The sequence below is a fragment of the Spirosoma horti genome (genome assembly GCF_054776595.1).
This window is the reverse complement of the sequence record NZ_BAAHBQ010000003.1, coordinates 74,176-88,411: the sequence shown is the minus strand read 5'-3', so window position 1 is coordinate 88,411 and position 14,236 is coordinate 74,176. Positions and strand designations below refer to the sequence as shown.

General features: G+C 50.9%; 12 protein-coding genes. 5 read left to right on the top strand and 7 right to left on the bottom strand.

What is annotated here, in order from left to right; translation table 11 throughout:
- Positions 1-39: 39 nt before the first annotated feature.
- Complete coding sequence (locus tag ACYVAM_RS08340; RefSeq protein ID WP_012925587.1) at positions 40-336, bottom strand: co-chaperone GroES; 297 nt, start codon at positions 334-336, stop codon at positions 40-42.
- Positions 337-586: 250 nt separating this feature from the next.
- Here ACYVAM_RS08340 and ACYVAM_RS08335 point away from each other — a divergent pair, with 250 nt between their 5' ends.
- Positions 587-1,294 carry a hypothetical protein gene (locus ACYVAM_RS08335; RefSeq protein WP_461065830.1) on the top strand — a complete coding sequence of 236 codons (708 nt, stop codon included), beginning with the start codon at positions 587-589 and terminating at the stop codon, positions 1,292-1,294.
- Positions 1,295-1,350: 56 nt separating this feature from the next.
- Here ACYVAM_RS08335 and secG read toward each other — a convergent pair whose 3' ends face one another.
- From secG to tamL, 6 genes are all read right to left on the bottom strand, one after another.
- Positions 1,351-1,755, bottom strand: coding sequence for a preprotein translocase subunit SecG (gene secG / locus ACYVAM_RS08330; protein ID WP_461065828.1), 405 nt, complete (start codon positions 1,753-1,755; stop codon positions 1,351-1,353).
- 73 nt (positions 1,756-1,828) lie between these two features.
- Positions 1,829-2,659: a hypothetical protein gene (locus tag ACYVAM_RS08325; RefSeq protein ID WP_461065826.1), complete on the bottom strand. Its 831-nt coding sequence runs from the start codon at positions 2,657-2,659 to the stop codon at positions 1,829-1,831.
- Between the two features lie 100 nt (positions 2,660-2,759).
- Positions 2,760-3,296 (bottom strand): LPS assembly lipoprotein LptE, encoded by a 537-nt coding sequence (gene lptE / locus ACYVAM_RS08320; RefSeq protein ID WP_461065824.1) that lies wholly within the window; start codon positions 3,294-3,296, stop codon positions 2,760-2,762.
- A gap of 22 nt (positions 3,297-3,318) precedes the next feature.
- Complete coding sequence (locus ACYVAM_RS08315; protein WP_461065822.1) at positions 3,319-4,701, bottom strand: sigma-54 interaction domain-containing protein; 1,383 nt, start codon at positions 4,699-4,701, stop codon at positions 3,319-3,321.
- A gap of 59 nt (positions 4,702-4,760) precedes the next feature.
- Complete coding sequence (gene miaB, locus ACYVAM_RS08310; RefSeq protein WP_461065820.1) at positions 4,761-6,212, bottom strand: tRNA (N6-isopentenyl adenosine(37)-C2)-methylthiotransferase MiaB; 1,452 nt, start codon at positions 6,210-6,212, stop codon at positions 4,761-4,763.
- A 237-nt stretch (positions 6,213-6,449) separates the two neighbouring features.
- The gene (gene tamL / locus ACYVAM_RS08305; RefSeq protein ID WP_461065818.1) at positions 6,450-9,152 is read right to left on the bottom strand and encodes a translocation and assembly module lipoprotein TamL; all 2,703 of its coding nucleotides are present in this window, start codon (positions 9,150-9,152) and stop codon (positions 6,450-6,452) included.
- Between tamL and ACYVAM_RS08300 the strand changes: the two genes are divergently transcribed.
- The 4 genes from ACYVAM_RS08300 (at position 9,151) to ACYVAM_RS08285 (ending at position 14,201) form a co-directional block, all read left to right on the top strand.
- Positions 9,151-9,903 carry a TrmH family RNA methyltransferase gene (locus ACYVAM_RS08300; RefSeq protein WP_461065816.1) on the top strand — a complete coding sequence of 251 codons (753 nt, stop codon included), beginning with the start codon at positions 9,151-9,153 and terminating at the stop codon, positions 9,901-9,903. The two genes, tamL and ACYVAM_RS08300, sit on opposite strands and share 2 nt — an antisense overlap.
- A 44-nt stretch (positions 9,904-9,947) precedes the next feature.
- On the top strand, positions 9,948-11,822 hold the full coding sequence (locus ACYVAM_RS08295; protein WP_461065814.1) for a cytochrome-c peroxidase: 1,875 nt from the start codon (positions 9,948-9,950) through the stop codon (positions 11,820-11,822).
- Between the two features lie 205 nt (positions 11,823-12,027).
- Positions 12,028-12,906, top strand: coding sequence for a diacylglycerol/lipid kinase family protein (locus ACYVAM_RS08290; RefSeq protein ID WP_461065812.1), 879 nt, complete (start codon positions 12,028-12,030; stop codon positions 12,904-12,906).
- A gap of 104 nt (positions 12,907-13,010) precedes the next feature.
- On the top strand, positions 13,011-14,201 hold the full coding sequence (locus ACYVAM_RS08285) for an argininosuccinate synthase (RefSeq protein ID WP_461065810.1): 1,191 nt from the start codon (positions 13,011-13,013) through the stop codon (positions 14,199-14,201).
- Positions 14,202-14,236 lie beyond the last annotated feature (35 nt).

Genomic DNA, 14,236 nt, shown 5'->3' with positions numbered 1-14,236 from the left:
GGACTTACGCGAAGCACAAACAACGAACGACGAACTGAATTAAAGGATTGCGAAAATGTCGGATTCACGCATGATGAGGTACTCTTTACCATCGACGGTGATTTCTGTACCGGCATATTTGCCATACAACACCGTATCGCCTACCTGAACCGTTAGGGGCTCATCTTTCTTACCTGCACCAACGGCAACGACTGTCCCACGCTGTGGCTTTTCTTTAGCTGTGTCAGGAATGATAATTCCGAACGACGTTTTTTCTTCGGCCGGTGCGGCTTCTACCAGCACCCGGTCGGCCAGCGGTTTCACGTTCACTTTAACGCTTTCCGTTTCTGCTACCATGATAATGAGTTGATTAAGGTTTTTAACTGTTTGTGTTTTGTACTTACACGACGATTCTCGATCGCCAATTACTGTGCCAATACGTTAAACTGCCAAATTTTCCGGTTTAAGTCTGCCATACTGCCATTACCTCTATTCAATAAACTTCATTCGGCAAATGGTGCATTTTCAACGAACAGAATTTGGCAGTTTCCCAATCATTAGTTAGTTTAACAAAATCATATACCTAAAAAAATAAGTACGCTGGTTTATGAAAAAATTACAACCTGACTGGTTTACGCAAAATTGGCTTGACGCCGAATATCAGAAGTATGTCGTGATGGCATACTTACAGGCGGTTCAGAAGAACTTTGTTGAACACAAACTTTGTCCGGACCTACCTGAACTGCGCAGTCATTACGACGCAGGTATTCGTTTTTCGAGGGGCAAAGGTACGCTAAATGCGGCTTTCCCCAAGCGGGTTAGCCGAGTTACAGGCCCCCCGCCCCGAATCGAATATAAATCCGAGGTAACGGACCCGTCATTTATGACCGAGGTAGATGCGATCATGGAATTTGCCTTGCCGCGCTTCCAGGCCATGCTAACCGAAGGCCAGCAACGGTGGCTCGAGATTGCCAATTCCTTATTACTGGCTCCCGTAGGTTTATTGCCGCTACGCCCGGAGGAAGGTTATTTACTCCTGCAGACAACCGACCAGGCTGAGACGCAGGTATATTATTTTTGCCTGACACTCTATTCGGATCAGGAACCGGGTGGGCGGCTGGTACAAATGCGTTTTATCGAGGCTGTCAGCAAAAGCCTGGTAAATACTGTTGAGAACATCAAGCTCGATTTGATTCGGCGGCATCGACACATGCCTAATCCGGCCACCTTTATGCTGGAGAGCCAAACGAGTTATCCCATTCAGGAAACGTTGTTGCCCATTGCTCGGCAATTATTGGTTCAGGCGATGGCCTAGTTATACAGAAAAAGCCGTACCCTCAGGATACGGCTTTTTCTGTGTGAAGTACAGGCTTACTTCTGGGGTGTCAACGCCGAAGTCGATGCGCCTGGTGTCTGTGCACCGGGTGCAGCCTGGCTAGGAGCCGCGCCGTTTGCTGCGCTGGGAACGGGTGTTGGAGCCGCTGCGCCTGGCAGTGTCTGGGTTTGTGCCCGATCAACGTTAGCGCTGTTGATGCCGCCTACCTGTGTGCGATCGATCATAATGTAAGAAGCCAGCGACAGGACCATAACGGCGACGCCAAGGCCCCACGTAATTTGCTCCAGCAAATCCGTCGTTTTCTTTACACCCATTAATTGGTTAGAGCCTAAGCCGCCAAATTCGCCAGCCAGGCCTCCGCCTTTTGAGTTCTGAATAAGTACAATTAGAATCAGAAGAACGGTGAGAATACAAATGATGACAATAGTTGCCGTTATCATGAAATCAGTAGCTACCGGGTCGCCGGTGCGTTAAACAGTTAGGACAAATAGTTAACAGCTAATAGGAGTGGTTTCACGATTCAGTCGATCCTCCGTCCGCACTCATTAATTTGCTAATTTTTGCCGCAAAGTACGCCTTTTTTTCTGGGTTTTTCACCATTAGTTTCTCGTAGATTTCCCGGGCTTTGTCAAGTTTTCCCTGCTTTTCCAAAATCCGGGCAAAACTTTCCGTAACCAGACTACCGCCAACGGGCTTTGTCCGTTTGGTCAAATCCTCCTGTGTGTGGGGTTCGCCGGGTTTTGTCCGTACAGGCGATATGCGGGGTTCTTTCTTAATGAAGCTATCAATCAGGTCTAGCTGGCGCTGGCGTTCAATATCGGCGGGGGATAGTGTTGGTTGAGCGGGCGTTGCTTCCGCAATTTGTGCAAGGTCGTTCTGTAGGTTGGTTTCGATCAATGTTGGGTCTTCTGGGGTAGGTGTGGTAACTATAGGCTCGGGAGTCTGGCCGGGTAACCTCAACAGAGGTAATTTGGGGAATCCATTACTAACGCCCGCTTTGGATTTAAAAAGAGCGTAGCTCTCCTGCTGGTAATCATCGGGAACCGGTACGTGCCTGGCCGACAATTCATTGAGCTTCGTCAGCAGGTTTTCCGACCATTGAAATTCATTCTCAATGAGCTTCCGCAACGCATTCCGGCTTAAGGCATGGGCAGCCGCCTGACGCACAAACGGGACGGCCTGGCTCCGCTGATGAACTGATGCCGCTTTAGCCGCTAAGGTATACAGTGTTTGGCAATAGGGATACGTCTCCAGACTCTCCTGTAGTTGTACAAAGTCAGTAGGCGCAAGGTCGTCGGGGTGAGTGACCCAGTAAGAGAATGTTTCTTTGTCGAGGGTAAGCATGGTCGAAAGTACTGATGTATGGTGAATTATAAATGATTAGTAGTAAAAAATGCTAACAATTCATCATTCATCATTCATCATTCATCATTCATCATTCATTTTACCAGTCAGCTGCTGTCTTATTGAAAATATCCAGGACGATCTGATCCAGAATTTTGGGCACCAGTCGACTTTCGTTCTGGCTCAATGTTTGACCCTGAGGGAAATCCTGGTAGAAAGAAAAGGACTGTTCAAAATTCTTTGTCTCGTCTTTGTTATTATAAAACCGGGCTAGAACGGTGATTTGAAGCCGGTTGACGCCCGCCTGATCCTGGGCGGTTGGGGCAACGGCCAGCAGATCGTAGCCGGTAATGTTCCCTTCCAGAACCATATCGCCGTTGTTGGGGACAACCTTCAGATTCGTATAGCGCTGGTAGTACTCCTTTAGTCGTTCGTTGAACGTAAGGGGCAAGTTCGCCGGGCCGCCCGCCGTTGCCAGCGTAAAGTTATTGACCGTAACCGTTTTAATGGCAGGTGAGAGCGTTGTTCCCGTAAACGAATAGACCCCACAGGATTGACTGATAAATGACGAACTAAGAATGATGAGTGATAACAGGCTCTGTCTGAGCCATTTATTTATGCGTTTATCATTTATCATTCTTAAGTTATCATTCATTAACTTACTCTTCATCAATTTCATATTGCTTTATTTTCCGATATAACGTACGCTCCGAAATACCGAGTGCCTGAGCAGCATACTTTCGCTTATTGTTGTTGCGCCGAAGGGCTTTCAGAATCATTTCTTTCTCCTGTCGCTCGAGCGAGAGTGAATCATCTTCTTCTGTTTCGTGGGTTACGTCTTCTACTTCGGTGAGGTCGTTCACATCACCATCCACATCATCGTAAATCTGTACGGGCGGATGGCTACCATACGTTTCTGAGGGTGGAGCCGACGCTCGGGGGGGGACCGCTTCGGGTCTGACGCTCCCATTGACGGGGGGTAGCAGCCGCGCTGTGTTCGTTTCGGCTAATGGTCGGCTGTCCATGTCCGAGGAAATCGAATCGAATAAGTCTTTATGGGTATGCAGAATCTGCCCGGTGTCCTGGCCATTGCCCATCAGCACATCGCGAACGAGTTTTTTCAGATCATTGACATCCCGGCGCATATCGAACAGCACTTTGTAAAGCAGATCACGTTCCGAGAAATTGTCCGCTCCTGCACCGCCGTTTGCCTGTGGAAACAAGGCTACTGTCCGGTTCGGCGTCTGCTGCTGCGGCAGGTATTTCGATAGCGTTTCAGGGTCGATCGGCTTATTCTGTTCCGATTCCAGAATGGATACCTGTTCGGCAATGTTTTTTAGCTGCCGGATATTTCCCGGAAACGGATACTGCACCAACACCTGTTTGGCTGCGTCGGTCAGTTGCAGGGGTTTTATACGATACCGTTCGGCAAAATCGGTCGTGAACTTGCGGAACAGCAGTTCGATGTCCATCCCGCGTTCGCGCAGAGGAGGCACGAAAATGGGTACCGTGTTGAGCCGATAATAGAGGTCTTCCCGGAATTTACCCTTTTCCACCGCTTCCATCAGATTGACGTTGGTCGCTGCGACGACCCGTACATCCGTTTTTTGGGTTTTGGATGAACCTACCCGAATGAACTCACCATTTTCAAGCACACGAAGCAAGCGGGCCTGCGTTCCCAGGGGCATTTCACCGATCTCATCCAGGAAAATGGTGCCTCCGTTGGTCGTTTCAAAATAGCCTTTCCGTGAATCAACAGCGCCCGTAAACGAGCCTTTTTCGTGGCCAAATAGTTCAGAGTCGATGGTACCTTCCGGAATGGCCCCGCAGTTAATGGCGATGAATTGACCGTGTTTTCGGGCGCTCAGGCTGTGGATGATCTTGGAAAAAGATTCTTTACCACTACCACTTTCGCCCGTAATGAGCACGGTCAAATCGGTAGCGGCTACCTGCATCGCTACGTTGATGGCGTAGTTGAGGCCGGGCGCGTTACCTATTATACCGAAGCGTTGTTTGACGCTTTGAATTTCCTGTTGATTCATTCTTTGTTTGTGGTTTGTGGTTTGTAGTTTGTAGCGGACCACAACCTACGAACCACGAACTAGACAACCTCTCCCCGTAATGTTGCCGACGTGCATTCTGTCACTAACACATTGACGTACTGTCCTTTCTGATGGGTTCCTCTCGGGAAAACGACCATTTTATTCTGGTCATTCCGGCCGCAAAGAAAGTCATCGGATCGTTTGGAAGGGCCTTCGATCAGCACACGCTGTATCTGCCCAATGTGTCGTTGGTTTCGTTCGGCAGAATGACCGAGTTGACGAGCGATAATTTCGTTCAGACGACGTTTCTTGATGTCTTCCGGAATATCGTCGGCGTATTTTTTTGCCGCCAGCGTACCCGGCCGTTCTGAGTAAGCGAACATGTAGGCATAGTCGTAGCGCACGTAATCCATGAGCGACAGCGATTCCTGATGTTCTTCTTCCGTTTCGGTGCAGAAGCCCGAAATCATGTCGGTGGATATACCACAGTCGTCGCCCAAAATTTCGCGAATCCGGTCGATCTTGCCTATATACCAGGACCGGTCATACGTCCGGTTCATTAACTTCAGCACCCGGCTATTGCCGCTTTGGGCGGGCAAATGGATGTAGTTGCAGATGTTGTCGTACCGAGCCATGGTGTGCAGCACGTCGTCGGTAATATCTTTTGGATGCGAGGTCGAGAAGCGAATCCGAAGATCGGGATGAATTTGGGCTACCCGTTCGAGCAGGAGCGCGAAAGTAATTGTATTGGGAGCGAGGAGCGGGGAGTCAGGAGTTGCGCCTAGTGCCTCGGATACCCATCTATAACTATCCACATTCTGCCCCAGCAGCGTCACTTCCCGATACCCCTGATCGAAAAGATCCTGGGCCTCGCGGACAATGCTGTGCGGATCGCGGCTCCGTTCGCGGCCCCGTGTGAAGGGGACGACGCAGAAACTGCACATGTTGTCGCAACCACGCATAATCGAAACAAAAGCCGTTACGCCATTGGAATTCAGGCGGATAGGCGCAATGTCGGCGTAGGTTTCTTCACGGGAAAGAAAAACATTGACGGCTTTCTGGCCCGATTCGGCTTCCTCGACCAGCTTGGGAATGTCGCGGTAGGCGTCGGGCCCGGCCACGATGTCCACCACTTTTTCTTCTTCGAGGAGTTTGGTTTTCAGGCGTTCGGCCATGCAGCCGAGTATCCCAACCATGAGTTCGGGCTTCAGGCGTTTGAGGCCGATAAGGTGCTTCAGCCGGTGGCGAACCTTTTGCTCCGCATTATCGCGGATGGCACAGGTATTCAGAAAAATGACATCCGCATCGGTGGCCGATGAGGTCGTCGCATAACCTGCATTGCGCATGACGGCCGCGACGACTTCGCTATCGGCAAAGTTCATCTGGCAACCGTAGCTTTCGATATACAGCCGTTTTTTGCCTACAGCCAATTCATCTTCCGATGTACGGGGAAGGTCAATTTGCTCTTTATCGGCGGGTTGAAGTATAGTCAGTTCGGGTATGAGCGTCATAATAGTCTAAAGTCGATGATCATGATCCGTTGATAATCAATGGTCGTGAATCATTGTTTGCTTACGGAACCGTAAAATTACGAAGAAAGCCCCGATAATGCTGTCATTTTGGCAGTATTTGACGTTAAAATACCTTAAGCCGAAACGTGCATGATGGGTAATTGGATTCCGTAGTCCGTAAAGACGCGAACCATGGAGTAGAGACTACTCACTCAACACAAACCAATTCAGTACTAATCAGAAGGGATAGCCAATACCAAAGTTGATAACCAATGGGTTAGGGCCGCTTGTCAACTTACCTAAAGAGAACTCAGGGAGGATAAATCGCTTGTCTACTAATTCGTTCTTTTCGTTCATGTAGCGCCGGGCGGGGTCCCAAACCTTGATACCTCCATCGAAACGAACGACAAAAAAGGAGAAATCAAACCGTAAGCCGACCCCCGTACCAACCGCAATCTGGGGGAAAAACGTATCGAACCGAAAAACAGACCCCGGCCGGGAGGGATTATCCCGTAGCGTCCAGACGTTGCCCGCATCGACAAAAATAGCTCCGTTTACGTCTGCTCCCAGATGAAACAGTCGTCCGCGCAATTCCGCCGATCCTTCGAGGAGTACATTGCCCGGTTGCTCGAATAGATAGATAAACTGTTGATTGTCCTTATTGATGGCGGGCATAGAGGGGTCCGTTTGGTAAGGGAACGCAGAACCTGGGCCCAAACGCCGGGGCAACCAGGCCCGAACGCTGTTGCTTCCTCCGGCGAAAAAGAATTTTTCGTAGGGAACCGGACCGCCGTCGGGGCCATACCCATAGGCTACGCCCGTGTTGATGCGAAACGCTACGGTTGTACGGTTCCGAATGGGGATATAGTGGCGGAAATCGACGTTGCCCCGCAAGAACTTATAAAACTGCAATCCGATACCGGTCAGTGTATCGCTCCAGCGAGAAATCGTTTTGTTCGAGACGAAATTGAGTGTTGTTCCACCTGATTCGATAACGGTGCGTAAAAAGTTAGCGCGTCGGTTTTGCCCCGGAACGTTCGTGTTATAGGTATAGGCAAAACTAAAGCTCGAACTTAATGAGCGCCGAAAGCTTAGATAAACCGTGCTACCCTGCGCTGTCAGGTCCTTCAATTGCTGGTTAAACGCTTCACTGATAACAGATACGCTACCATTTCCCGCGTTGATGAGGTTTATGTCAGCAATTAAAAAACTAAACTGTTTGGTCGGTGTCGTTTGCCAAGTGTAAGCCATCGTAGCCCGTAGAAGCGACCGCCTGAAGTCGGGCCGGAACGTATTATTGAAGCTTAAACTAATTTGCGTTCGGGGGGCAAATCGATTAAACGCAAAGCGAAGGCGTCCTGGAAACAGAAGTTGAGGAAATGTAAGGGAGCTACTGATGCCTAACTCCTGAGACGTATAGACAGCCTGTTTTGGGTTGTCAGGGTTCGGGACAAAGCCGGTTTGTGCTTCAAGTCCATACCGGAGCGTGGTTTCAAACGTTTCGAGGCCGCCAAACATGTTGCGAACCCTGAATATCAAACTGCCAAATCCACCCGGATACCCGGCGCCCTGATAGAGCAGACCCGTGAATCCCCCTTCGGCCGTTGCTTCATACTTGTCTAACGGTGTGGCTGTTATGAGGGTTTTTAACTGGCGCTTAGTCGTATCAATAAAATTGATGTTGACAAATTTAAACTGGTTCAGCAGAAAGAGCTGCCGTTGGGTGTCCCGATAATTACTTTGGTTAAACAGTTGATAGGGGCGGAGCAGGATCTTTGAATCCAGCAAGCGCACGGATAAGTTACGGCCACTGAGCAAATACCGGACGCCGTTGCGATTGACCGTATCGAACTGGACAATAGGCACAACGGGTAAGCTTACCGCCCCCGTAGAATCTGCAGATCTATCGACTGCTGGAAGGGATTCTGCTGAACTGATCTGCATCTCTACCTGACCAATGTGATAAATTGGGTGGGCTGACTGGCCCGGCGGATTCATGATTTGCAGCGTTACATCGACATTACGCCGGGACGAGTCGCCCGGTTCGAGGCCCAAACGAAAACGGCGGTCGTTGCCCCGGCGAACGGTATCGACATCGGTGGCCCGGATGTATTGCCGGGAGAAGGTGTAATAGCCTTGATCGCGTAACAATGTTTCAATACGAAGCCGCTCGCCCGACATATTGTCAAAATCAAATCGCTCGCCTACCTGGAGTTTTGATTTATCGAACGATTGTCGAACGATGGAATCGACGCGCGGATCGGCAATTTCATACACGATGTTTCGCAAATAAAAGCCTTCGTTTTCAGTAACCTGGTAATTGACTCGAATCTGGATTCGGCGAAGTGTATCAAGGGTATAACTTGTCTTGGCGTTGAAAAAGCCTTTATCTGAGAGGTACTTCTGCATCTTCGCCACGTTGGCCTGGGCATCTTTTTCGGAGAAGTAGGAGGGCGGCTCACCCAGATTGCGCATGACCCAGTTTCCCTCTTCGGCCTTCTGCCGAAGGTGCTTCAACTGGCGTCCATAGCGCCGGTTCAACTTCTTAAGTTCATTGGGTTGGCTGGCCACAAGCTGGCTTTGCTGTTCAAATTCGTTAGTTTTGGCCTGCAGGTCGCGAATAGCGGCTTCCCGGTTGTAGTTGCGTTGACCAAGCTGATAAAACCAGAGTTGGGTGGTAATGGGTAAGCCAAGCAGTCGGCGGTTCGGCTTTTGTGGAATCAGGCCCAGCAGGTTTTCACTGGATATGGCTCGATTCCCCCGCACCGTTTGGGCGGTGAGGATGTATCCGTTCGTTTTCAACTGCTTTGAACTCAAACAGCCTGACAACGACGCGACCAGTAGCCATAGGCTTATTCGCGATGTAGCGAGTAGGGTAGATGATGCATAGCCCGTCAACCAATCATACACCTTACATCCCAGATCATATAGCTTACTCATGCTTTCTAAAAATCAACTTAAATATATTCAGTCGCTGCATCAGAAAAAATATCGGCAGCAGCATGGCGCGTTTTTGGTCGAAGGAGCCAAGAGTGTTCAGGAAGTGTTGCAGTCCGATTTTCAGACGGAACTGCTGGTAGCGACTGAAGAATTCTACAAAGAAAACGCTCACCTGACAGACCACCAACGAACGCCCGTCGAAATTGCGTCAGTGGCCGACCTTCAGCGGGCCGGAACCCTCGAAAGTAATAATGCAGCCCTGGCTGTGGTCAAAACGAAAGAGAACCGCCCCCTATTGGCCGAACCCAATGAGATTGTTCTGATTTTGGATGATATTCGTGATCCGGGTAACCTGGGCACTATTCTCCGCATTGCCGATTGGTATGGCGTTCGTAAAGTGCTATGCTCCGAAACCACCGCCGATGTATACAACTCAAAAGTTATTTCGGCCAGTAAAGGGTCGTTTACGCGGGTAAGCTGGTGGTATGGCAATATCGAGTCCGTTCTGCAACAGTCCAGCAGTGCCGTATATGGCGCTTTTCTGGACGGCGAAGACGTTCACACACTGGATTTCGGCGTAGCAGGCTATCTGGTCATGGGCAATGAATCCAATGGAATTCGTCCCGAAACAGAGCGGTACGTGACCAAACGCGTTACGATTCCCCGGTATGGTGATGCCGAATCCCTCAATGTGGGCATTGCAACGGCTGTGTTGCTGGATAACTGGCAGCGGGTTGTCTCGGCGAAATGAGTTAACCGGCATTCCGTTGCCACAAAGGCAGAATAGAGGACATTATGTATCGCAGACTTCGTTTGTTTTTATTGGCGGTAGGTAGTCTGGCTTTTCTGCCTACGGATGAAGTGCCGGTTGGCCCAGCGGTTTACAGCCAGTTTCTGGCCGATAAACGAACGTTTCAGCAACAGGTACAGCAATTAGTCGGGTACGTGGCTACCGACGCACCCACCGATTCGCTCAGGGCCGCTTTTATCCGAAGCCGGCTGGCCTATAAACGCCTTGAATGGCTGCTGGATTATTATCAGCCCTTTCTGGCAAGCCACGTAAATGGCCCCCCGGTCGTAGAAGTTGAAGGAACCGAACCAGGGCAAACCCCCATCTTTCCCACGGGGCTGCAAGTGATCGAGCCATTTCTGTTCCCGATCTACGACCCGTCTCGAAAAGCAGACTTGACCCGCGAATTAACCGTATTGCTAGGCTACGTGTCTCGTCTGGAGCAGGGTATTCCCGTCGATCAGTTAACGGATACCAACCTGTTAGATGCCATGCGGCAGCAACTATTCCGACTATTGACCGCAGGAATTACGGGCTACGATGCCCCGGAAGCTCGAACAGGGCTATCGGAAGCCGCTTTGAGCCTTCACGTACTTCAGGATGTTTTTAAGCCGTATACCAAACGCCTGTCCGCGCCTAGGGCTGCTCAACTTGAGCGACGATGGACGGACGCGATTCGAGTCCTGGAAACGGCACCGGACTTTACTGATTTTGATCGGGTTAGCTTTATCCGGCAACAACTTTATCCGCTTTGCCGGGCGCTGCAACAGGCCCGGCAGGAGCTTGGCATTCCGGCCGCTGGCACCAGCCGCTTTCTGTCGCCAACCGTGGCAACGCTCTCGGATTCGGGCGCCTTCCGGCCCGACTATCTCATTAATTTTGGGGCGTTTATCAGCACCCCTCAGAAAGTAGCGCTGGGCAAAACTCTCTTCTTTGAACCCTTACTATCGGGCAATAACGCCCGAACGTGTGCCTCATGCCACCAGCCCGAGCGGGCATTTACCGATGGACGACGTAAAAGCCGTTCGTTCAGTGGTCGCAAGCAAGGTCTTCGGAACGCGCCTACGCTTATCAATGCGGGTTTGCAAAACGCTCAATTTTATGATTCCCGTGCGTTTTACCTCGAAGATCAGGCCCATGATGTGCTGAGTAATGCGCATGAAATGCGTACGTCGCCCGAAGAGGTCGTGCAGAAACTTGGGACCAGTATGGCGTATAAAAAAGCCTTCGCCGAGGCTTTCCTCACCGGATTGACCGCGCCGAATGTGCGCAATGCGCTGGCCTGTTATGTCCGGAGCCTGACGGGGTTAAATGCCCGCCCTGATCGCTATTTGCGGGGAGAGCCGGTAGCGTTGACGGATCAGGAACAATTGGGTTTCAACTTATTTCTGGGCAAAGCCCGCTGTGCTACCTGCCATTTTTTTCCTGTCTATAATGGGTTTGTGCCACCCCATTACGAAAAAACGGAGAGTGAAATTATTGGCGTGCCGCTTCGTCGGAAAACACAGCATGCCAGACTAGATAAGGACTCGGGAAAATATACTACGTACCAGAAAAACCGGCATCGATTTGCCTTTAAAACGCCCAGCGTTCGAAACGTAGCCCTGACCGCGCCGTACATGCATAACGGTGTCTATCAAACGCTGGAGCAGGTCGTTGATTTTTATAATCGGGGTGGCGGCCGGGGAATCGGTATTCCGCTCGAGGAACAAACCCTGCCCGAAGCAGCTCTCAATTTGACAAAAGGGGAGCAAAAGGCCCTGGTCGCTTTTTTGACCGCCTTGACGGATACGACAGGGATGACCCATCGCCCCCATCGCTTGCCCGCTATCGATGGCAACACCAGCCTGAACCGCCGAAAAGTTGGTGGCCGGTATTAAGTCGGGCCGTCAAACCACGCTTAGGCTCGTTGCATTCGTCAATACCAGCGGCAAACTGATTATCTTTACGGCAGATTTTCCGTAACAACCGATGAAAAGAGTCCGCAAATTCTACGACGATTACAAACCGTATATCTTCTCCGACGGTTGGTACTATGTGTTTATCGTCGTGTTTATTCTGATCATGTTTATCTTTTTCTCCTGAGTGGCTAATCGCTCGGCCGTTCTGGCCATTATAAATCCGCTGTCTGGCACCACGACCGTTGCCCAGAAAGCCCTGCTTCAGGACGCCTTTATGCGTCGGGCGGAGGCACTCGGCTTTGCCCCCGAAGCTATCTTCACAACCCATCCCGGTCATGCTACCGAACTGGCCAAAGAGGCCGTTGCTCGGGGTGTCAATCGGGTGCTGTCCATTGGGGGCGATGGGACGATCAACGAAACGGCTCAGGCGCTCCGCCGATCGGCAACCGCGCTCGGCATCGTTCCTATTGGTTCCGGAAATGGGTTAGCGCGGCATCTGGGCATTCCGCTGGTCCCCATAAAAGCCATTGAACGCGCACTCAACGGCCGACCGGTGGTGATTGACAGTGGCGAAATTAACGAGCATCCGTTCTTCTGCACAGCCGGACTGGGTTTCGAAGCCTACGTGGCCCATGCCTTCGCCCAACAACCGGTGCGGGGCTTGCCAACCTATATCCGAACCGCGTTTCAGGCGTTCCGGCAATACAAAGCCCATTCGTTTACCGTCGATAATCAGGAGCGGACAATATTTTCGCTCACGTTTGCCAATGCCGGGCAGTTTGGTAATAATGCCTGGATGGCGCCTACCGCCAACATCGCCGATGGTCGGCTGGAGCAGTGCGAAATTCGTCCTTTTCCCATACAGGCAGCCGGTATGCTTACCTGGCGTCTGTTCAATAAAACACTCAACCAATCAGCCTATTGGCGCGGGCAATCCATCACCAAAGCAACCGTGCAGGCAGATGGCCCTTTGTTGATTCACGCCGACGGGGAACCACTGACGTTAGCTTCGGGTGTGGCCAACGTGCGGATTTTGCCGGGAAGTTTGCTGGTGTTGTTGTAACTCTCCTCAATTCATTCGTGCAACATAACGCTGAAAGCCCGATATTTGCCCCGCAAAAACCATTCTGACAACAGGCGTAAACGCGCCGGGTGTCTCTTCTTCTGATGTCTCAAAAAGTAGTTCTTGCCTTTAGCGGAGGTCTCGATACCTCCTTCTGCGTTAAATATTTGTCCGAAGACCGGGGCATGGATGTGTATTCGGTGCTGGTCGATACGGGCGGCTTCTCGGATGACGAACTCAAAGCCATTGAGGAACGGGCCTACTCGCTGGGGGTGAAATCCCACGTGACGATCTCTAAAACGGATGACTATTACCAGCAATGCCTGAAGTTTCTGGTATTTGGTAACGTACTGAAAAACAATACGTATCCGCTCTCCGTAAGTGCCGAACGGATTTTTCAGGCCATTGCTGCCGCCGAATACGCCCGCGAAATTGGCGCGACAGCCATTGCACACGGTAGTACCGGGGCTGGCAATGACCAGGTGCGCTTCGATATGGCGTTCCGGATTATTGCGCCCGATGCAGAAGTCATTACGCCCATCCGTGACCTGCGCCTGTCGCGCGAAGCCGAAATTGAATACCTGAAGGCAAAAGGAGTTGATCAGGAGTGGCACAAAGCTGCTTATTCAATCAACAAGGGCTTGTGGGGCACATCGGTTGGCGGAAAAGAAACCCTGACATCGGATCAGTTCCTGCCCGAATCGGCCTGGCCAACGCAGGTAAGCAAAACGGAACCGGAGACCATCACCCTCGTCTTCCAGCACGGAGAAATTAAGGAAGTTGCCGGTGAGAAATTCGCGAATTCGGTTGATGCGATTCGGAAAATTACCGAATTGGCTGGTCCATTCGGCATTGGCCGCGATATTCACGTTGGCGACACGATCATTGGTATCAAAGGCCGGGTTGGCTTTGAGGCACCGGCCCCATTGATTCTGATCAAAGCGCACCATACTCTGGAGAAACATGTGCTGGGTAAGTGGCAACTGTACTGGAAAGAGCAGCTCGCTAACTGGTATGGTACTATGTTGCACGAAGGCCAGTTTATGGACCCCGTCATGCGAAATATCGAAACTTTTCTGGCCGATTCACAGGCGCATGTTTCGGGCAAAGTGCATGTGTTGTTAGCTCCTTATCGCTTCCAGGTGCTCGGTATTGAGTCGGATCATGATCTAATGTCGTCGAAATTTGGTTCTTATGGCGAAATGAACAACGCCTGGACCGGAGACGATGTGCGGGGCTTCTCGAAAGTTGCCTCTAACCAGGTGATGATCTACGAGAAAATCAATAATCAGTGATCGGTAAGCCGAGAAAATATTGCGCGCCCCGCAGC